The following is a 20,455-nucleotide window of genomic DNA, read 5'->3' as shown; positions in this document are numbered from 1 at the left end:
CGCAGCAGGGACCAGCCCACTTCATCGGCGCTCACCCCGGGGTCGGCGTTCACCCGTGCCGCCAGTGCCCGCGCCTGGCCCCGTAACGCCTCTGCCCCGCGCGCGGACACCACCCACGGCACCGGCCCATCCACCGGCTCTACCGAGTCCGCCCGCTCTACCGGCTCTACCGGCTCCGCCGCGACAGCGACGACTGCCGTCGGCGGTTCCTCGGGCGCCTGCTCCACGATGACATGTGCGTTGGTTCCGCTGATGCCGAACGAAGAGATCCCCGCCCGGCGCGGATGCTCGCCGCGCGGCCATTCGCGCACCTCGGCCAGCAGTTGGACATCGCCCGCGCTCCAGTCCACGTGGGGCGTCGGCTCGTCGATGTGCAGCGATGCGGGCAGCACTTCATGCCGCATCGCCATCACCATCTTGATGACCCCGGCCACTCCGGAGGCGGCCTGGGTGTGGCCGATGTTGGACTTGATGGAGCCGAGCCACAGTGGATGTCCCTCGGGCCGTTCCCGCCCGTACGTGGCGAGCAGCGCCTGTGCCTCGATCGGGTCACCGAGCGTGGTCCCGGTGCCGTGTCCCTCCACCGCATCGACCTCTGCGGGCGACACCCGGGCGTTGGCGAGCGCCTGGCCGATCACTCGCTGCTGTGAGGGTCCGTTCGGCGCGGTGAGGCCGTTGCTGGTGCCGTCCTGGTTGACGGCGGAGCCTCGGATCACCGCCAGCACACGGTGGCCGTTGCGGTGTGCGTCCGACAGCCGTTCCAGCAGCAGGAGCCCGGCGCCCTCGCCCCAGCCGGTGCCGTCGGCGGCCGACGCGAACGGCTTGCACCGACCGTCGGCCGCCAGTCCGCGCTGGCGGGAGAACTCCACGAAGGTGGTCGGCGTGGCCATCACGGTGACGCCACCCGCCAGCGCCATCGTGCATTCACCCTGGCGCAGGGCCTGGGCCGCCAGATGCATCGCCACCAGGGAGGATGAGCACGCAGTGTCCACCGTGACCGCCGGGCCTTCGAGGCCGAACGCATACGCCACCCGGCCCGACATGACACTCGGCGTACCGCCCGCGAGCAGGTATCCCTCGACCTCCCGCGCCGAGGAGCTTCCGGAGGCGCCGTAGCCCTGATAGGTGCCGCCCGCGAAGACGCCGGTGTTGCTCCCGGCGAGTGTGTCCCGGTCCAGGCCCGCGCTCTCGAAGGTCTCCCAGGCGGTTTCCAGGAGCAGGCGCTGCTGGGGGTCCATGGCGAGCGCTTCGCGCGGGCTGATGCCGAAGAACGCCGCGTCGAATCCGGCGGCGTCGTGGAGGAAGCCGCCCTCACGCGCATAGCTGGTGCCCAGGCGCTCCGGGTCGGGATCGAAGAGCGTGTCCAGATCCCAGTCACGGTCGGTGGGCATCTCCCCGATGGCGTCCCGACCTGCGGCGACCAGCTTCCACAGCTCCTCCGGTGAGCGCACACCGCCCGGGTAGCGGCAGGCCATGCCGACGATCGCGATCGGCTCGTCATCGGTGGCCACGGACGACGTATGGGTGGCGACGGTGGCCCTCTGCCCCGTCAGTTCGGCGCCCAGATACGTGGCGAGGGCGTTCGGCGTCGGATGGTCGAAGACCAGCGCCGGGGCGAGCGAGAGTCCGGTGCCGGCGGCGAGCTGATTGCGCAGCTCAACGGCGGTGAGGGAGTCGAAGCCCAGCTCCTGGAAGGGCTGCCCCGGGGGAATCGCGTCCAGCCCGGGGTGGCCGAGGATCGTCGCGGCCAGGGTCTGGATATGGCGCACCAGTATCTGGTGCCGCTGAGCGGTGGGCGCCGCGCCGAGCTGCTGCCGCAGCGGATTGTCGTCGGCGGTGGTCGCGGGCGTGGTGGGCTCCGCGCTCGTCGGCAGCAGACGGGTGAGGAACGGACTCGGGCGCTGCGCGGTGAACGTACGGCCGAACGTCTCCCAGTCGACATCCGCGATCGTGACGGCGGTGTCGTCGTGTGTCAGGGCCTGGTGCAGTGACGCGATGGCGAGGTCGGTGGGGAGGGGCGAGAGACCGCGCCGCTTGAGATGGGAGAGCGTGTGCTGGTCGGCCGCCATGCCTGCCTCGCCCCACGGGCCCCAGGCGAGGCTGGTGGCGGGCAGGCCCCGGGCCCGGCGGTGTTCGGCGAGCGCGTCCAGGTAGGTGTTCGCGGCGGCGTAGGCGGCCTGTTGCCCGCTGCCCCAGGTCGCGGCGTTGGACGAGAAGAGCACGAAGGCCGCGAGATCGAGGTCCTGGGTGAGGTCGTGCAGATGAGCGGCGGCCAGGGCCTTCGACCGCAGAACGGACTGCAACCGCCCGGGGTCCAGCTCCCCGATCTGACCGAGTTCCATTGTCCCGGCGGTGTGGAAGACGGCGGTGAGGGGGTGTTCGGCGGGGACGGTGTCGATGAGCCGCTGGAGTGCGGCGCGGTCGGAGGCATCGCAGGCGCTGATGGTGATGTCCGTCCCCAGAGCGGTGAGCTCCTCACCGAGCTCGGACGCGCCGGGCGCATCGGGTCCGGAACGGCTGATGAGGTGGAGACGGGGTGCGCCCCGGTGGGCCAGCCAGCGGGCGATCTGGGCGCCGAGACCCCCGGTGCCGCCGGTGATGAGGGCGGTGCCGGACGGCTCCCAAGGGGCGGGGGCGGTGTCGGCGGCGGGCACACGGGCGAGGCGGCGTGAGTACGTCCCGGTGGTGCGGATGGCGACCTGGTCCTCGGGCTGCCCGGGTACGAGAAGCGCCGCCAGCCGACCCGCGGTGTGGTGGGTCATGGTGGCGGGCAGATCGATGAGGCCGCCCCAGCGCTGCGGATACTCCAGCGCGGCCACCCGGCCGAACCCCCAGATCTGCGATTGCCCGGGGCGGGGGAGAAGGTCGCCGCGGCCGGTGGCGACGGCGCCCTGGGTGAGGCACCACAGGGGCGTGCCGATTCCGGCGTCATCGAGAGCCTGAAGGAGCGCGGTGGTGGCGCCGAGCCCGGCGGGCACCGCGGAGTGGCCGATGAGCGGTTCCGTGTCGAGGGCGAGCAGGCTGATGACTCCGGCGGGCTGGAACTCCTCGGTGAGCCGGGCGAGGCGTTCGTGGAGCGCGGCGCGATCGATGTCATGAGCGTTGACCCCATGCCGGAGCGCCGTGGCGCCATGCGCCCGCAGCGCCTGGACGGTCACCTGGACCGTCGCGTGTTCCTCCTGCCCGGCGGGGACGACCACCAGCCAGGTGCCCGTGAGGGTCGGTGTGGGCGGGTCGGCGAGCTGCTGCCAAGTGGCCCGGTAGCGCCAGGAGTCGATGGTCGAACGCTCACGGTGCTGACGCCGCCAGGCGGACAGTACGGGGAGCGCGGGCAGCAGGGCGTCGATGCCGGGGCTGTCCTTCTCCAGCCGGAGTGTGCTGCTCAGGGCATCGACATCGAGTTCCTCGATGGCATGCCAGAGCTGCGCCTCGGCAGGGTCCCCGGCAGTCCCCTCGAAGCTCGTACGGGCGGCTGGCGGGGCCAGCCAGAAGCGCTGGTGCTGGAAGGCATACGTCGGCAACCCGACCACCCGGGGAACCGGGTCGGCGGGGAACCAGCTGGTCCAGTCGATTTCGACACCGGCCGTGTGGAGCCGGGCGAGGGCGTGGGTGAGGGCCCGCCGCTCGGGCTGTTTACGGGTGAGGGCGGATGTGATCAGCGGTGTCGGCTGGTTGGTGGGGTTTTTGGTGGTGTGGTGGTGGAGGGTGTGGTGGGTTGCGGTGGCGAGGACGGGGGCGGGGCCGAGTTCGAGGAACACGCCGGTTTCGGGCGCGACATGGGCGACGGCGGGGTGGAAGTGGACGGATTGGCGGATGTGCTGGGCCCAGTAGTCGGGGGTGGTGATGTGCTCATCCGCTGGTTGTCCGGTGAGGTTGCTGATGAGGGGGATGGCGGGTGGGTGGTAGGTCAGCCCGCTGATGGCCTCCTTGAAGGGTTCGAGGATGGGATCCATGAGCGGGGAGTGGAAGGCGTGGCTGACGGTCAGTGTCCTGGTCTTACGGCCTTTGGCCGCCCAGGTGGCGCTGATGTCGGTGACCAGGTCGGTCGGGCCGGAGATGACGGTGTTGGTGGGGGTGTTGAGGGCGGCGATGCTCACCTGGCCGTCGTGTTGGGCCAGGTCGTTGGCGAGTTCTTCGGGGGTGGCGGCGATGGTGGCCATGCTGCCGCCTTGGGGTAGTTGGCCCATGAGGGTGGCGCGGGTGGCGACGAGGTGGCAGGCGTCGGGGAGGTCGAAGATTCCGGCGATGTGGGCGGCGGCGATTTCGCCGATGGAGTGTCCGATGACGGTGTCGGGTCGTACGCCGAGCGAGTCGAGTAGTCGTGCCAGGGCGATGTGGAGGGCGAACAGCCCTGCTTGGGCGTAGGTGGTGTGGTCCAGCAACGCGGCCTGTTCGGGTTCGCGGCTGAAGACCAACTCCCGTAGCGGGTGCTCAAGATGTGGGTCGAGGAGGGCGCAGACTTCGTCGAAGGCTTCGGCGAAGATGGGGAAGCGGTCGTAGAGTTCGGTGCCCATGCCGGGGCGCTGGCTGCCCTGTCCGCTGAAGAGGAAGACCGTCTTGCCTGTGGTGTCGGCGGCCTTTCCGGGCTCCACCAGACTCGGATGTGGTTCTCCGGCGGCCAGTGCCTCCAGTCCCGCCACCAGTTCTTCGCGGTTCTGGCCGATGACCACGGCTCGGTGGTCGAAGAGGGTCCTGGAGCGCAGCAGGGACCAGCCCACTTCATCGGCGCTCACCCCGGGGTCGGCGTTCACCCGTGCCGCCAGTGCCCGCGCCTGGCCCCGTAACGCCTCTGCCCCGCGCGCGGACACCACCCACGGCACCGGCCCGCCCACCGGCTCTACCGAGTCCGCCCGCTCTACCGGCTCTACCGGCTCCGCCGCGACAGCGACGACTGCCGTCGGCGGTTCCTCGGGCGCCTGCTCCACGATGACATGTGCGTTGGTTCCGCTGATGCCGAACGAAGAGATCCCCGCCCGGCGTGGATGCTCGCCGCGTGGCCACTCCCGAGCCTCGGCGAGCAGATGGATATCGCCCGCGCTCCAGTCCACGTGGGGCGTCGGCTCATCGATATGCAGCGATGCGGGCAGCACTTCATGTCGCATCGCCATCACCATCTTGATGACCCCGGCCGCGCCCGCGGCCATCTGCGCATGTCCGATGTTGGACTTGATGGACCCCAGCCACAGCGGACGTCCCTCGGGCCGCTCCTGCCCGTACGTGGCGAGCAGCGCCTGTGCCTCGATCGGGTCGCCCAGAGTGGTTCCGGTGCCGTGTGCCTCGACGGCGTCCACGTCCGACGGAGACAGCCGGGCGTTGGCGAGCGCCTGCCGGATCACTCGCTGTTGCGAGGGCCCGTTCGGGGCCGTGAGGCCGTTGCTTGCGCCGTCCTGGTTGACCGCCGTGCCCCGGACCACGGCCAGCACCTGGTGGCCGTTGCGGCGCGCGTCCGCGAGCCGTTCCAGCAGCAGGACGCCCACACCCTCGGCCAGGGTCATGCCGTCGCTGTTCGCCGAGAACGCCTTGGACCTGCCGTCCGGTGCGAGCCCTCGCAACTCGCTGAAGCCGATGAACGGTGCCGTCGAGGACATCACGGCGACGCCCCCGGCCAGCGCCATATCGCATTCGCCCTGCCGGATCGCCTGACAGGCCAGATGCATGGCCACCAGGGAGGAGGAGCACGCGGTGTCCACCGTCACCGCGGCCCCCTCCAGACCGAGGGTGTACGCCACGCGGCCGGACACCACACTGGCGGAGTTGCCGATGGTGAAGTAGCCGGCCGAGCCCTCGGGCACCTGGGAGGCGTCGGAGCAGTAGTCCAGGTGGTCGCAGCCGATGAAGGTGCCGGTCCGGCTGCCACGCAGCGACTCCGGGTCGACACCGGCGTGCTCGATGGCCTCCCAGGACGCCTCGAGGGCCAGCCGCTGCTGGGGCGCCATCCCGAGGGCCTCGCGGGGGCTGATGCCGAAGAACGCGGCGTCGAATCCCGCGGGGTCGTCGATGAAGCCGCCCTCGCGCGTATAGCTCGTCCCCGGGTGCTCCGGATCGGGATGGAAGAGGTTCTCCACATCCCAATTGCGGTCCGTGGGGAGTTCCGAGATGGCGTCCCGCTCCGCGGCGACCAGTTCCCACAGCTCTTCGGGGGACCGTACGCCTCCGGGAAAACGGCAGGACATTCCCACGATCGCGACCGGCTCATACCCCGCGGACTCGACATCCTTGAGACGCCGCTGCGTCTGACGGAGATCCGCCGTGACCCGCTTCAGATAGTCGAGCAGCTTCTCTTCATTGCCCGCCATGGTCGGCCACCCCCACTTCCCTCGGTCCGGAACGCTGAACGCTATTGGCGGCGGCAGTCGTAACTGCCCTGCAAAGTACTTCCGTCGGGGAAGGTGAAGCTCGTGGTGTCCTTGAAATGTCCTGGGCCGAGCACCTGGTAGTCGTCCACGAGGTCCAGCTTCACGCCGGTTGTCTGCCCGGAACCATTCGGTGTGATCACCTGGGTGAGGGGACCCTTGAATATCAGGTGGCCGTCCTTCCAGCCGGACGAGGTGTAGTTTCCGGATGAACCCCAGTTGTCGTGGTACTGGTTGATGAATTTGCCGTCGACGGGATTCCAGCCCAAGGACGTACGGCCGACCACGCTGCCCGGCTCGAGCGTGGCGTCCGTGTAGAGGTAGTGCCCGCCCATCGCCCGCTTGGTGGTCAGCTTCAGCACCGCCGGCTTTCCGCCCGGCGGTGGGGTGTAGTCGCAGGTGTAGGAGCCGAGCAGAAAGTCGAGATCGCGGATCTGCGGGGGAGCGGGAAGGGGATTTTTGCCGTGCGGCGGTTTCGCTCTGGTATCGGGCTCGGCGTTCACCGGGGAGACGGCGAGCGCGACCAGGCTCACGGCTGCCACACCCACGACACCGGCCGGGATCCGGCGGCGCCACCTCCTCCGCCGGGCCGTGTCATAAGGTTCCCGTTCCTGTGACGTTTCGGTGCGCACACTCGACTCCCCACCGTCATTCGGGTGCTGACCTGCGGCTGAACCGCCGGTCAGGCGGCTTGTCCGGATACGGCGACCATCATTTGTGCCGTGGCCAAAGTGTGTCTAACGCCCGGCTTGGCCTGCTCATCGACGGCGGACCGGTACGAAATGGGGCTCCGCGAAAAGCGGCGCACTGGCATCGCGTTAGCCCAGCTTTAGCCCGCCCGTCGACCATGAATCCGGATCTTGGCGATGAGGAGGATGACGATGAGCGGCTGGCCGGAGCTGGAGAAGTACATCGATCGGGCACCCACGTCGAAGGAGATGATGGCCTGGATCGAACTGATCGTCAGCCAGGGGATTCGCCGGGCCGGTTATCCGGCCGACGGCTGGACCGAGGAGTGGGCCGCGGAGCAGTTCCGGGAGACCGGGCTGGCGGATGTGCGGCTTGAGCCGCTGGACACGCCCATCTGGCGGCCGAGGTCCGCGGCCTTCGAGATCTGGCCCGCAGGACGGCCCGATGAGGTCATCCGTTTCGAGGGGCTCGCCCAGCCGTACACCACCCCGACCGAGGGCACCGAGGGCCGGCTGGTGCGGATGGAGGACGGGGAGGTGCGCGGCTCCATCGCGGTCCAGGAGATCGGCTTCACCCGGCTGCCGCAGACCGAGGTGCAGGTCCGGGCCACCGGCTGCTACGACCCCGAGGGCGTGTTCCCCGACCTCGTCCAGACCGTGCCCTTCGACCTTCCCCATGTGCTGGACTTCGACATCGCCCGCAAGGACGGCGCCACGGCCTATGTCGGCCTGCTCACCGGACTGCCCTGGGAGACCAGCGACTTCTACTGGCCCTATGACGCCGAACGGCGCTCCATCCCCGGTATCTGGCTGAGTGGCAAGGACGGGCAGCGGGTCCGCGAGCTGATGGCGTCGGGGGAGTGCGAGGGCCGGATCGTCTCCGACGCCACCATCACCGAGGAGACCACCCACAATGTGGTGGGCACCCTGCCCGGCGCCTCCGACCACTGGGTGATCGTCGGCTCACACCACGACGGTCCCTGGGCGTCGGCGGTGGAGGACGCATCCGGGGTCGCGCTCGTCCTGGCGCAGGCCAAGTTCTGGGCGTCGGTGCCGCAGGAACTGCGGCCGCACAACATGCTGTTCGTGCTGACGTCCGGCCATATGGCGGGCGCAGCGGGCACACAGGCGTTCATCGCGGCGCACCCCGAGCTGTTTCCGCGGGTGGTCCTCGAAATGCATCTGGAACACGCCGCACGCCAGGCGGAGGTGGTCGACGGCGAGGTCGTGCCCACCGACGACCCAGAGGTGCGCTGGTGGTTCACCACCCAGGCCCCCCGGCTGGAGCAGCTGGTGGCCGAGTCACTCGCGGCGGAGGACCTGCGCCGCTCATGGATCCTGTCGCCGACCGCCTTCGCGCCGAACCCGGCCACCGACGGCGCCTACTTCTACTACACGGGTGTGCCGCTGGTGCAGATGATCACCACGCCCATGTACATCTTCGATCCGCGGGACACCCCGGACAAGGTGGACGAGCAGAGCCTGGTGCCGCTCACCAAGGGGGCGGCGCGGATCATCGCCGGTACGGCGGGCTGTGAGCCCGACACCCTCCGGGTGCCGATCCAGACCGCGACCGACGCGACGGACTAGGAGCGCCGAACGGGTACGGCCCACCGGGTGCCGGCGGGCCGTACCCGTCGCCCTACCGGCGACCCGACAGCCGGCACAGCGCCTTGGCGGTTCGGTGCGGATCGCTTTCCGAGCGGGCGGTGAGGACCACCGCGCCGTGCCGCTCGGCGCCCTTTTCCGCGGCCACGGCCACCTCGACATCCACCGATCCACCGGCCCTGGCGGTGGCGAGACGGTTGGGCAGCCAGGCGGACCAGCCCCGGCCGACGGCCTTCGCCGACAGCCGGTAGACATCCGAGTCCACCAAGGTGGCCGGAGTCGCGGCCCCACCGCCCGTGGCACGCCCGGTGTTGTCGAGGCCGAAGGTGCACACGGCCGGGGAGCGGGAGGCGTTCCCCTTGGACTCGCCCCGGTGGAGAGCCAGTCCGCGCCGCTGCGGTCCGGCGCCGTCGAGGGACTTCACGGCGATGGTGTACGAGAGCACTCCGGATCTGTCGCGCTTGAGGTCCAGTACGTAGAAGTGCAGCCGGTTGGCCTGGTCGATGTACTCGTACTGGCTGCCGGAGTCGGCCCCGGCGTGGAAGAGCGCATCGCTGAGCTGCCGGTAGTCGCCCATGGTGATCTTCTGGGTGGTGCCGTCCGGGCGCTCGAAGTCCACCATGCCGATGTCCTCGGGGTGGGCGTCGACCACCCAGGCGAACGGGGCCCGGTCCTTGTCCTTGGTCTTGGTGAGCAGCACCCCGTGGTCCGGGGTGAAGGAGTCCATGCCCATGCGGTCGACGACCTCGACGGTGTAGTTGTCGTAGCCGCCGCCGTCGCACAGGGGGTCGGTGGCGTTGTCGCAGGGCGCGGAGAGATCCTTGCCCATGGTGATGTTGACTCCGGCGAGCCCCTTCTCGCCCGGTGGCGCCGAACGTGCGGTGACCCGGGCGACGACGAGTCCGGAGCCCTTCAGGGCGTCGCGGTCCAGCCGTAACACGTTCTTCTCGTCGACGATGCCGAGCTTCAGCTTGTCGCGCAGCACATGCTGGGACCCCATCGAGCCCCCGGCCGTGGCGGGGATCTGCCAGCGGGTGTGCGGTCCGCCGGGGCCGTTGAAGGAGCCGCGGGAGAGCATGCTCCAGATTCCGGTGTACGCACGGCTGAGCGGGGTGCCGTACGGGTTGTTGTAGTTGTCCCCGATGCCCAGGATATGGCTCAGCTCATGGGCGTACACGGCCATGCCCGAGCTCTCGGCCTGCACCGAGGACCCGTCGGCGGCGTTGGGCCAGATACGGGCGGCGGCCTGCCAGGACGTCCACGGCACATAGCGGGTCCGTGCGGAGTTGTCGCCCGCGGTCATCGGCGGCCCCCAGGCGGCCGGTATGTCCCCGGCGCCCGGAAACTTCGTCTGGCCGAACTCCTGCCAGGTGGACGACTCGTCCTGGCCGGCCGTGAGATAGAAGACGAAGTCGAACGAGCCCGCCTCGTCGGCGCCGACATCGGCCACCCAGGCGGCCTTGCCGTCGGCCCGGATGTCCTTGCCGCAGGTGTCCCCGGCCGGGCAGGCGCCCGGGTTCATCGAGCTCTCGACGCCGTACTGATAGGACTTGCCCGGCATGCGGTACACACCGAAGGCGGTCAGATCGACACCGATGCGGCCGCCGGAGTCCTCCATCCAGTACTCGTTGATGGTGTGACCGTTGTTCAGCGGCCCCGGTGTGTTGAGGAAGTCCTGGTAGAAGCGCGGCAGTCGGTCGCGGGGGATATCCGAGGCGCTGGGCTGCGGATTGCCGAAGAGGGTGGATCCGGCGGGCCGGCTGACCGTGAACTCCTCGTCCGGATAGTCCAGGAGCACCAGTGCGCCCTTGAAGGTGCGCTGTGTGGGCTTGACCGAGGGGTCGGCCCAGTGCGTACCGGGGACCGCGCGGTAGTCGGCCCAGGTCATGTCGTCGGGGTTGCGCCATTGCTGCGGGTCGATGGGGCGCGCCAGTGGCGGCCGGGCGGGTCCGGCCGACGGTGTGCCGTCGGGGGTGGCCCGCGCGGGTCCGGCGGCGATGGCCGCCGCGGTGGCGAGGATGGTGGCGACGACGGTCAACCGGCCGACGGGTCTTCGGGGGAGGATCAAGGCTCACCTCGTGTCGGGCGTCTCGGAGCTCAGACATGACAAGCCGTGCGAGCGGTATGCCTACCGCTGCCCAAAGGTAGGACGGGGAAAGGGGGGACGCCAGAGCGCCTCGGGACACCAGGGCGTCCGGAGCGCCGGAGCGTCCGGGGTGCCGGAGCGCCTTGGAACGGCCGCGGCCGCCGCCCGCCGACTCCGCTCCGTCCCCCCCCCGGATGTGGCCCCGGCCCCGGTACCGGAGGACGGCTGCCGGGCCGGTGTGAAAGCGCGATAGCGTGTACAGGCCAACGGGAGCTGCCGCCGCCTGGGACTTCGTCAGCTACGACCGGGAACAGCCCACCCCGGAAGGCGAGGTGCGCCCGCGCCCCAGAGGTGCGCCCACGCTCGCCCGAGGCCGGGCACCGGCTCTCCCTCCCGTTCGGCGCGACTCGTGGATACCAGCACTAGGAGCCCTCTTGACCAGCCCAGAACAGCGCATGGCTGACCTGCTCAAGACCTTCGGTGAGCCTGCGGCGAATACCGCGTACCTGCTGTGCGACAGGCACCCGGACGACGCCGTCGCGTTCACGGTGGTGGGCAAGGACATGACCGGCCACGACATTACGTACGGCGAGCTTCGTGACCGTTCGTCACGGATGGCCGGTGCCCTGGCCGCCCAGGGTGTCGGAGCGGGCGACCGCGTCGCCACCTTGATGGGCAAATCCGCCGAACTGCTGGTCGCGAGCCTGGCGATCTGGCGGCTCGGGGCCGTCCAGGTGCCGCTGTTCACCGCGTTCGCCGCGTCGGCCATCGCGCTGCGGATCGTGGGCAACGACACCAAGGTCGTGATCACCGACGCCGACCAACGGCCCAAGCTGGACCCGCAGTCGGGCTCCCCCGGTGAGCGTCCCTGGCGGATCGTCACCACCGGCCCGGCCACCGGTGCCGATCTGTCCTTCGCGGAACTGGTCGAGGGACACGCCCCGCTGCCCGAGCCGGTGGCCGTGGGCGGCGACGGGCTCATCGTGGAGCTGTTCACCTCGGGTACCGCGGGCACTCCCAAGGCCGTCCCGATCCCGCTGCGAGCCGTCGCGGGCTTCGCCATGTACCAGCAGTTCGGCCTGGACCACCGGCCCACCGACGTCTTCTGGAACGGCGCCGACCCGGGCTGGGCGTACGGCCTGTACTTCGCGATCATCGGGCCCCTCGCCCTCGGACAGCGTGGCCTGCTGCTGAACGGCCTGTTCTCCGCGGAGTCCACCTGGGAGATGCTCTCCCGCTTCGGAGTCACCAACTTCGCCGCAGGGCCCACCGTCTACCGGAAGCTGCGCGCCTCCGGCCTCCCCGCACCCGGCGATCTGCGGCTGCGCTGCTGCTCCGCCGCGGGCGAGCCGCTGCCCCCGGACATCGTCGACTGGGCGCTGGACACACTCGGCGTCCCCGTGCGCGACCACTACGGCTCGACCGAACTGGGCATGGTGGTCGCCCATGCCTGGCACCCTGACCTGCGCGACGAGATCAAGCCCCGCTCCATGGGCCGTCCGCTGCCCGGCTGGAATGTCAAGGTGCTCCGCGAGGACACCAACTCGGCCCCGGCCCGTGCGAACGTCCCGGGCCGGGTCGTGGTGGACATCGCCGACAGCCCGCTGATGTGGTTCAAGGGCTACCGCGACGCGCCCGAGCAGACCGCCGAGAAGTTCAGCCCCGACGGGCGCTGGTTCTACACCGGTGACACCGCCGCCCGCGACGAGGAGGGCCATATGTTCTTCTCCGGGCGCGGCGACGACATCATCCTGATGGCGGGTTACCGCATTGGCCCCTTCGAGGTGGAGGCCGTGCTGCTGGAGCACGCCGCCGTGGCGGAGGCCGCCGTGGTCGGTGTGCCGGACGAGGAGTACGGCGAGGTCGTGGAGGCGTTCATCGTGCCGCGGCCCGGGACGGAGACGGACGACGCGCTCGCGGCCGAGCTTCAGCAACTGGTCAGGGAGCGGTACGCCAAGCACGCCTATCCGCGGAACGTCCACTTCGTGGCCGAGCTGCCGAAGACCTCCAGCGGTAAGACGCAGCGGTTCCTGCTGCGCCCGCAGCAGGCCCCTTCACAGCGCCGCTGAGCGGCCCCCGCGCCGAGGTGGCCCCGGCGCGGGCACCCTCGCACGCCCTGGCGCCGTCGCCGTATCGCGCACGCCCCGTACGCCCCGTGCCGCACATGGGGCACCGGGGCGTGCCCACCGGCCCACCGGCCCACCGGCCCTCAGACCATACGCGGGCCCATCGGCACCGAGGTCATCCGCGGGACCGGGACAGCGCCTCCCGCACCGCCTCCTCCGTGCGCCCCACCACCGCCGAACCGTCGTCGGCCGTGATGAGCGGCCGCTGGATGAGCTTGGGGTGCTCGGCCAGCGCCGCGATCCAGCGGTCCCGTGCGCTCTCCTCGCGCGGCCAGTCCTTCAGCCCCAGCTCCTTCGCGGCGGCCTCCTGGGTCCGGGTGATGTCCCACGGCTCCAGCCCGAGCCGCCCGAGCACCGCGCGGATCTCGTCCTGGCTCGGTACGTCTTCGAGGTAGCGGCGGACGGTGTAACCGGCACCCTCCGCGTCCAGCAGGGTGAGCGCGCCGCGGCACTTCGAGCATGCCGGATTGATCCAGATCTCCATGCCGCACACGGTACCGCGTGACCGCCTTGGAATGCGGTCTGACCAGGGGCCTTTGTCAGTGCCCGGCCGTAGAATAGAGGGAGTTGAAGGGAAGGTTTCCCGACCATCTCAGGAGGCTGCCGATGGCCGTTGCCGTACCCCCTCTTCACGATCTGCCGAGCTTTCCGACCCTGCCGAAGAAGCGGATGCCCGCCGGGCGCCCGCGTGAGTGGTACGAGTCCCACAACCGCCGTCTGAAGGCCATGCGTCTGGCCATCGCGCTGCTCAACTCGGGTGTCTACCGCCCGGAGCAGGCGCCCAACCGCAAGATACGCTCCACGGCCGCCCGGATCGGAGTGCATCCGCCCTCCGACATCACCTGCCGCATGGTGCGCTCCCTCATCCGCAACGATTCCACCGACCGCACCGACCGCACCGACCGCACCGACCGCACCGACCGCACCGACCGCACCGACCGACCCGTTCGCCGCTGACCGCCCGTCCCGCCGCGCCTCCTCGGGGCGCGGCGGGCCCGGCCCGGGTGGTGCGCGGCATCGCGGCGTCCGGGGCGCCCATGGAGAGCGGGGCGCCGGCCCGCGACAGCCGCCCGTAAGGTCCGGCCCCGCGTCTCCTTTCCGCTCGTCCGCTCGGTGGAAAGAAACCGGCCGCTTGCGTGAATCGCGCGGTGTCGGGTCCGGGCGGGAAATGAAGGGCGGAGAGTTCCGGGGAAATGTTTCGCGGACGGCCGCGCGGGCGTTCCGGATATCCGGCGCTGCGGGCCATCCGTGGGTGTTCCCGCACTCCCCCCGCGCCTCTCCCGTTGCGAGGGGGCGGACGCGGGCGCACGCTCTCCTTGACGGAGGGAGTCGGCGATGACCCAGCAACCGCCGTCGGAAGTGGTCGACCGTCCGGTCGTCGGCTCGTACCCGACCTATGCCGGTGCCCAGCGCGCGGTCGATTTCCTGGCCGACAGCAAGTTCCCGGTGGAGCACACGGCGATCATCGGCTCGGACCTCCGGATGGTCGAGACGGTGCTCGGGCGGATGACCAGGGGCCGTGCGGCGCTCGCGGGTGCCGGTACCGGAGCCTGGTTCGGGTTGCTGATCGGGCTGCTGCTGTCCGTGTTCGCCGCCGGGGCCCACAGTGTGATCCTGCTGCTGGTGAGCGGCCTCGTCTACGGCGCGGTGTTCGGCGCGATCTTCGGATTCATCGGGCATGCCATGACCCGGGGACAGCGCGACTTTTCGTCCCGCAGCCAGATCGTGGCCGCGCGCTATGACGTGGTCGCGGACGCTCAGGTCGCCGACGAGGCGAAGAACATGCTGGCCAGGATCGCGATGCGGGAGGGCTGAGCGGCTTCGGTGAGTCTTCCGGGGCCCGTGCACGTACTAATGGCATTAGCAGTAGTGTGTGACTCCGAAAGAGATCACGCCGACCCCCGAGGAGCGATGGTGAGCACCGGCAGGAGTATGCGCGCGGGCGGAGTCCTTCCGCGGCTCCTGCTTGTCGTCGTGCTCGCGCTCGGTGTCTTCGTCATGCACACCCTGGGCCATCCCGACGGCGGATCCGGTTCGGGCATGAGCCACTCGGCGCACCGTGCCTCCGCCGAGATGCGCCCCGCGCCGTACGGCGGCGACCACCGTGGCGGCACGGGCGGTATGGGCGGTGGCGGTATGGCCGCCACCGGCTCCGGGCCGCAGCGGGTGGCCCCCGCCCCGTACGCGGAGATCCCGTCCGCGGAGGCCCCCTCCGCGGCGGTCCCGTCCGCGGAGGCCCGGCATGCGTCGGACGCGCCCGAGACGAAGCCACGCGACCCCATGACCGGTATGGACATGGCCTCGCTGTGTGTCGCGGTGCTCGGTGTCTGGGTCCTCGGAGCGCTGCTGCGTGTGGTGTCGGCCCGCCGGAGCGGCCCGCCGCTGGGGCTCCCCGTGACGGCGGCCGCCACCGCACGGCTCGACCCTCCCTCATGCGGACCCGACCTCACTGCCTTGTCTGTTCTGCGGATATAGGCCGAACCGCGCGTAACGCGCCGGTACGCCCCAGGAACAGTCAACACTTGGCAAAAAGAGGTAAATCGACATGACCGCATTCACGCATGTCCCGCGTCGGTCGCTCCACCATCGCCCGCTCCACCGCCGTCTCGCGCTCGTGGGCGCCGTCGCAGCCGGAGGGCTGCTGCTCGTCGGCTGCGGCGGGAGCGATGACACGAAGGGCATGGACCACACGGGCGCGAAGGAGTCCACCGCTGCCTCCGAGGCGACCGCGAGCTCCACGGCGGGCACCTTCAACGACGCGGACGTCAGCTTCGCGCAGATGATGATCCCGCATCATGAGCAGGCCCTGGAGATGGCGCGACTGGCCGACGACCGGGCCTCGAACGCGCGGATCAAGAGCCTGGCGGGGCAGATCGAGAAGGCTCAGGATCCGGAGATCGTCACCCTGAAGTCCTGGCTCAAGGAGTGGGGTGAGCCGGAGAAGGCATCCGGGGCACCCTCGGACGGTATGCCCGGCATGGACCATGGCTCGGACGGTATGGACGGCATGAATGGAATGGACCACGGTTCGGGCGGTAAGAGCGGTATGGGCGGAATGATGTCCGAGCAGGACATGCGGGAGCTCGAGGCCGCCAAGGGGCCCGCCTTCGACCGCGCCTTCGCGAGCATGATGATCGACCATCACAAGGGCGCGATCGACATGGCGAAGGACGAGAAGAAGAACGGCCGTAACACCAAGGCCAAGAAGCTCGCCGACGACGTCGTGAAGAACCAGTCCACCGAGGTCACCACCCTGCGGACGCTTCTCGACCGGCTCTGATCCGCCGCACCCCCGCCGCCCCGGGTCCCGTGGTCCCTTCGCGTGGCCCGGGGCGGCCTCTGGGGCTGTGAGGTGCGCGCTACCCCATCCCGGGGGCGCAGCCGAGCAGAGGGGGCAGCAGCGGTAAGCCCGCCGCGACCGTCACCACCACACCGCACAGCGCCGGATGCGGACGCCGCCGGGCGTCCAGCATCCGCCGCAGCCGGACCACGGCTCCAGGCCCGCTGGCGGTGAGGGCCCCGCCGTGGGCGTGGCCCGTGCCGCCACCGGGAGCGTGACCCGCCGCCATCGTGTAGAGGGCGGAGGCGAGCGCCTGGCGCGGATGGCGGCGCAGTGCCCGGTCGTCCGCCGCCATCTCCAGCAGAAGTGCCGTCTGCGCCCTGGCCTCGCGCGCCAGCGGCAGCCACCGGAACACCCGGGCGAACGCCTCGGTGGCCGCAAGCGCCAGATGGTGTCGGCCCGCGATATGCGCGCGCTCATGCTCCAGCACGGACTCCAGTTGCGCGGGGGAGAGCAGCCGCAACGCGCCCGCGCTCACGACGATCCGCGGCCTGCGGCCCGGCAGGCAGTACGCCGCGGGCGTGTCGTGGTCGAGCACGGTGGCACGCAGCCGCGCCGAGTGCCGGCCGACCATGTCCAGGACGCCTCGGTGGCGGGCCCGGACGCGTCGGGCCCGCAGCAGTTCATGGCCGAATCGGGCGAGCGGAAGCAGCGCCACCGAGGCCGGTACGGCGACGGCCGGAACGCCGAGCGGGCCCGTACCCGGGATAGGGGCGTCGAACGTCAGCCCACAGAAGCGGAGCAAGCCGGACATTCCATTATGAAGATGCCAAGTTGGGGTGACGAGGTGATAAGTGGTCAGAGCCAGTGCGATGGTGAAGGAAAGGACCAACCCCTGCCAAACGGCAACCGCCACGGCGGGAGCGCGATACGGCCAGGCGCTGCGCACCAGCGCCTTCGGGGCGACCACGCCGACCGCGGCGGCATAACAGCCCAGGGCGAGGGCCGCAGTCACGCCCGGGTCCGCCGCCCCGCGGCCCGCAGCGCCTTGCGCAACGCGCTGACCTCCTCCGGACCCATCTGCTCGACGAAGTGGGTGAGGGCGGCGGAGCGGTCCTCGCTGGTGCCGAGCGCGTCCTCCATCAGGGCGGCGGTGTACTCCTCGCGGCTGCGCACCGGCGAGTACACCCACGCCCGCCCCTCCTTGGCGCGCAGCAGCCAGCCCTTGTTGTAGAGGATGGAGGCGACGGTCATCACCGTGGTGTAGGCGACCGGACGGTGCTCGTTGATGTCGTCCACGATCTCGCGCACCGTCGTCGGACGCTGCCAAGCCCAGAGGCGGTCCATGATCTCCGCCTCGAGCTCCCCCAACCGTCGCATGGGCGCTTCCTTCCGCCGTTAGTACGGAGGCCCATAGTAGAGACCCCTCGGCAGGGCACCGCACGCGGCTGTCGGATAATCCTCAACTCGCCCTGCCCGCGATAGGCTTGACGCCACGCGCATTCAACATCTGCACGGTTCCAGGGAAGGGAAGTCCGGGTGACTGGTCTGAACAAGGGGCTTCGGAAAATCGAGGTGGCGCTCAAGTGGGATCCGAGCCCCATCGGTGAGCCGGCCCATGATCTCGACATCGTGGCGGGGACGTACCGCGCCGCCGATCCGTACGGTGAGCCCGCGTACCTCGTCCACTTCGACAGCCGCTCACCGGACGGCACCATCAACCTCAACAGGGACAGCCGTACCGGTCAGGGCCTCGGCACCGACGAGTCCATGACGCTGGAGCTCGAACGGCTGTCGCCCGAATACGCGCGGGTGGTCGTCGGGATAACCATCCAGCAGGGTTCGGGGCGGAAGACGTTCGGGGATGTTCCGAACACCAGCGTCCGGATTCTCGAGGGATACACCGAACTCGTGAAGAGTGACTTCACCGGCGTCTCAGGAGCCACTTCCGCCACGGTCGCGGTATTCGCCCGGGACGACTCCGGGGAATGGGGAATTCAGAGCGCTATTCGGGGATTCGACGCGGAGCCGGAAGACTTTGGGCGGCTCATGGGCAAGGACTATTCCTGAGCGTCCTCGCCGCGGCTTCCCGCGCGTCCGGGCGGCCGGGGTCCGGCGTGGCGTGGGGCCCGCACCATCACGGTGCGGGCCCCAACGCCGATTCCGGATATCGGGTCAGATGTCGGACCCGGTGCCGATCGGCGGGCGCCCCGGGTGGCGCGGCCCCCGGGTGAGGGTGTAGCCGCCCACCCCGGCGAGCGCCGCCAGCGCCGCGCCGATCACGGTCCACACCCACCGGTCGGACCACCAGCCGGAGCCCCAGCCGTCCTCCGGCTCGGCGACCGCGTGCGGGACGTCCCCGCCCTTGTCGTCGTCCGGGGAAGCCGAGGAGGTGTCGTCCGGCGGCTCGGAGTCCGTGCCGGGTGCCGTTCCGGCCCGCAGTACCGGATTGAGCGGGGTCAGGTCCCCGCCGTCGGCGTGCGCCCCGCCCGCCTCGCCGGTGGACGCCTCGATCTCGGCGTCGATCGGCAGCCCGAGGTCCTGGGCGGGCAGATCGACGACGGTGAGCCGCACGTAGTACGCGCCCGGCAGCGGGTCGTTGGCCCAGCGCTCGGACCAGGACCGCACCTGGCGCAGGGTGCAGCTCACGGTGACCGACCGGTCCTGCTGGGCCGCCCTGCGCGTCGGCATGCCCGAGGCGCAGGGCTGGTGGCGGCGCAGACCGTCGTAGACGTCCAGCTGCCAGGTGGCGCCGCCGTGCCGGCTCGCCGCGTCGGGCAGCTTCAGCTCCGCCTCGACCTTGGGGATCCGCCCGGCGGCGGCCGGGAACGCCCAGTACAGATAGTCGCCGGTGGAGGCCGCCGCGGTGGCCTTCTGGCCGGGCTCGATCTCGGTGGCGGTACGGAAGTTCGTCCCCGCCTCGGTGGGCGTGTCCTTGCCGTCCTTACCGTCCGTGCCATCCGCGGCGGCCGGGGCGGCGGCGGTCAGCCAGGCGGCGGCGCACAGGGTGAGCGCGGTGCCCACGGTACGCAGGACTCGCATCAGTTGGACCTCCAGACGGTGACACGCCAGCGGGCCAGCCAGCCCCACAGCAACCCCACGAGCAGCCCGCCCACGGTGAGCACGCCCAGCAGCACCCAGCCGCGGCCCAGGCCGAAGGCGGCCAGATCGGCGGGCGGATCATCGTTGCCGACCACATCGACGGCGAACTCCACCGGAAGGCCCGGAGTGCGCTTGACGGAGGCCGGCGCGGAGAACGACTGGCTCAGCTCCAGGCACACGGTCCGCGCGGTCCTGTCCTCGTCGTCGTCCACATCGGCGATCGGATAGCGCAGCCCGCTGGAGATGACATCCGTACGGCCGCTGCCCGCCTCGCTGCCGCGCACCAGCTCCCGGCCGCCCGGGGTCACCGCCCGCAGCAGAACGCCGTAGTCCGGGTCGACGGTGCGGTCCACGGCCACGCTCGCCGAGGCCCGCAGCTCCTGACCGGGCGCCACCCGCATCCGGTACCAGCGGTGTTCCCCGAAGCTCTCCCGGTCGCTGTAGAGACCGGAGCCCAGGTACGGGGCCTTCGCGCACTCCGCGGCGCCCCGCACCGGCGTGGGCGTCTGCACGGGGGTGTCGGCGGAGCGCCGGACCAGCTGCTTGATACGGCTGGAGAGCTGGTCCCGGTGCTGGATCGCCGTATAGGTGCCGCCGGTGGCCTCGGCAATACAGCTGAGCTGCTCACGGACCTTGCGGTCCAGCGTCAGCCCGAGCGTGTCGACCACCAGGTGGGTTCCCTGGGCGGCCAGTTCACGGGCCACGTCACACGGGTCCGGCAGGCCGCAGGAGTCCTCGCCGTCCGTGATCAATACGATCCGGCGGGTCCCGTCGCCGCCGGAGAGGTCCTTGGAGGCCCCGCGCAGCGCGAGCCCGATGGGCGTCCAGCCGGTGGGGCGCAGCGTGGCGACGGCCGCCTTGGCCTCGGTGCGGTCCACTTGGCCCACCGGGTAGAGCCGCTCGCTGTCCAGGCAGCCGGCCTTGCGGTCCTTACCCGGGTAATTGGCACCGAGGGTGCGGATGCCCAGCCGTACCTCTTCCGGTGTGGCGTCCAGCACCTCGTTGAACGCCTGCTTCGCGGCCGCCATCCGGGAGTCGCCGTCGACGTCACGGGCCCGCATGGAGCCGCTGACGTCGAGCACCAGCTCGACCTTGGGGGAATCGGGAGCCGGTTCGTCGGCCATGGCGGCGGGAGGGGATATCAGGCCGCAGGCGAGGGCGGTGAGCAGCCCCAACGCGCCTGTCGCCAGACGTTTCTTTATGATCACCGG

14 protein-coding genes and 1 pseudogene are annotated in these 20,455 nt (G+C 70.6%); 7 read left to right on the top strand and 8 right to left on the bottom strand.

Translation table 11 applies throughout. From position 1 onward, the window contains the following. Both NQU54_RS36915 and NQU54_RS36910 read right to left on the bottom strand, forming a co-directional pair. A partial coding sequence (locus tag NQU54_RS36915; RefSeq protein WP_306279422.1) for a type I polyketide synthase occupies positions 1-6,296 on the bottom strand: 6,296 nt, incomplete at its 3' end. Between the two features lie 41 nt (positions 6,297-6,337). Continuing rightward, positions 6,338-6,895 carry a hypothetical protein gene (locus NQU54_RS36910; protein ID WP_231981161.1) on the bottom strand — a complete coding sequence of 186 codons (558 nt, stop codon included), beginning with the start codon at positions 6,893-6,895 and terminating at the stop codon, positions 6,338-6,340. A gap of 339 nt (positions 6,896-7,234) precedes the next feature. On the opposite strand from NQU54_RS36910, the gene NQU54_RS36905 reads away from it, so the two are divergent. Beyond that, positions 7,235-8,632: a M28 family metallopeptidase gene (locus tag NQU54_RS36905; RefSeq protein ID WP_257634815.1), complete on the top strand. Its 1,398-nt coding sequence runs from the start codon at positions 7,235-7,237 to the stop codon at positions 8,630-8,632. Between the two features lie 52 nt (positions 8,633-8,684). Here NQU54_RS36905 and NQU54_RS36900 read toward each other — a convergent pair whose 3' ends face one another. Further along, complete coding sequence (locus tag NQU54_RS36900) at positions 8,685-10,718, bottom strand: M6 family metalloprotease domain-containing protein (RefSeq protein WP_257634814.1); 2,034 nt, start codon at positions 10,716-10,718, stop codon at positions 8,685-8,687. Between the two features lie 452 nt (positions 10,719-11,170). Here NQU54_RS36900 and NQU54_RS36895 point away from each other — a divergent pair, with 452 nt between their 5' ends. Then, the gene (locus tag NQU54_RS36895) at positions 11,171-12,805 is read left to right on the top strand and encodes an AMP-binding protein (RefSeq protein ID WP_257634813.1); all 1,635 of its coding nucleotides are present in this window, start codon (positions 11,171-11,173) and stop codon (positions 12,803-12,805) included. Positions 12,806-12,977: 172 nt separating this feature from the next. On the opposite strand, the gene NQU54_RS36890 is transcribed toward NQU54_RS36895, so the two are convergent. Next, the gene (locus NQU54_RS36890; protein WP_069860581.1) at positions 12,978-13,346 is read right to left on the bottom strand and encodes an arsenate reductase family protein; all 369 of its coding nucleotides are present in this window, start codon (positions 13,344-13,346) and stop codon (positions 12,978-12,980) included. Between the two features lie 122 nt (positions 13,347-13,468). Between NQU54_RS36890 and NQU54_RS36885 the strand changes: the two genes are divergently transcribed. The 4 genes from NQU54_RS36885 to NQU54_RS36870 all read left to right on the top strand — a co-directional run bounded on the left by NQU54_RS36885 (position 13,469) and on the right by NQU54_RS36870 (position 16,142). Further along, positions 13,469-13,819 (top strand): hypothetical protein, encoded by a 351-nt coding sequence (locus tag NQU54_RS36885; RefSeq protein ID WP_257634812.1) that lies wholly within the window; start codon positions 13,469-13,471, stop codon positions 13,817-13,819. 378 nt (positions 13,820-14,197) lie between these two features. After that, the gene (locus NQU54_RS36880) at positions 14,198-14,677 is read left to right on the top strand and encodes a YflT domain-containing protein (RefSeq protein WP_257634811.1); all 480 of its coding nucleotides are present in this window, start codon (positions 14,198-14,200) and stop codon (positions 14,675-14,677) included. 99 nt (positions 14,678-14,776) lie between these two features. Further along, the gene (locus tag NQU54_RS36875; RefSeq protein WP_257634810.1) at positions 14,777-15,337 is read left to right on the top strand and encodes a hypothetical protein; all 561 of its coding nucleotides are present in this window, start codon (positions 14,777-14,779) and stop codon (positions 15,335-15,337) included. Positions 15,338-15,407: 70 nt separating this feature from the next. Continuing rightward, complete coding sequence (locus NQU54_RS36870; RefSeq protein WP_257634809.1) at positions 15,408-16,142, top strand: DUF305 domain-containing protein; 735 nt, start codon at positions 15,408-15,410, stop codon at positions 16,140-16,142. A 79-nt stretch (positions 16,143-16,221) separates the two neighbouring features. Here NQU54_RS36870 and NQU54_RS36865 read toward each other — a convergent pair whose 3' ends face one another. Together NQU54_RS36865 and NQU54_RS36860 are read right to left on the bottom strand one after the other, a co-directional pair. Further along, a complete protein-coding gene (locus NQU54_RS36865) occupies positions 16,222-16,956 on the bottom strand; it encodes a M56 family metallopeptidase (RefSeq protein ID WP_306279421.1) in 735 nt (244 codons plus the stop codon). Positions 16,957-17,153: 197 nt separating this feature from the next. After that, positions 17,154-17,522: a BlaI/MecI/CopY family transcriptional regulator gene (locus NQU54_RS36860; protein ID WP_069860587.1), complete on the bottom strand. Its 369-nt coding sequence runs from the start codon at positions 17,520-17,522 to the stop codon at positions 17,154-17,156. A gap of 153 nt (positions 17,523-17,675) precedes the next feature. On the opposite strand from NQU54_RS36860, the pseudogene NQU54_RS36855 reads away from it, so the two are divergent. Beyond that, a pseudogene (locus NQU54_RS36855) lies at positions 17,676-18,212 on the top strand (TerD family protein); the annotation flags it as partial. A gap of 105 nt (positions 18,213-18,317) precedes the next feature. On the opposite strand, the gene NQU54_RS36850 reads toward NQU54_RS36855, so the two are convergent. After that, positions 18,318-19,184, bottom strand: coding sequence for a hypothetical protein (locus NQU54_RS36850; protein WP_257634807.1), 867 nt, complete (start codon positions 19,182-19,184; stop codon positions 18,318-18,320). Next, positions 19,184-20,452, bottom strand: a complete 1,269-nt coding sequence (locus NQU54_RS36845; RefSeq protein WP_257634806.1) for a VWA domain-containing protein — start codon at positions 20,450-20,452, stop codon at positions 19,184-19,186. The genes NQU54_RS36850 and NQU54_RS36845 overlap by 1 nt, the downstream gene beginning before the upstream one ends. Positions 20,453-20,455: the final 3 nt, after the last annotated feature.

The organism is Streptomyces malaysiensis subsp. samsunensis (assembly GCF_024519315.1).
GTDB classification, from domain to species: domain Bacteria; phylum Actinomycetota; class Actinomycetes; order Streptomycetales; family Streptomycetaceae; genus Streptomyces; species Streptomyces malaysiensis.
Note: the sequence above shows the minus strand (reverse complement) of the source record. Positions and strands in the feature narration are given on the sequence as shown.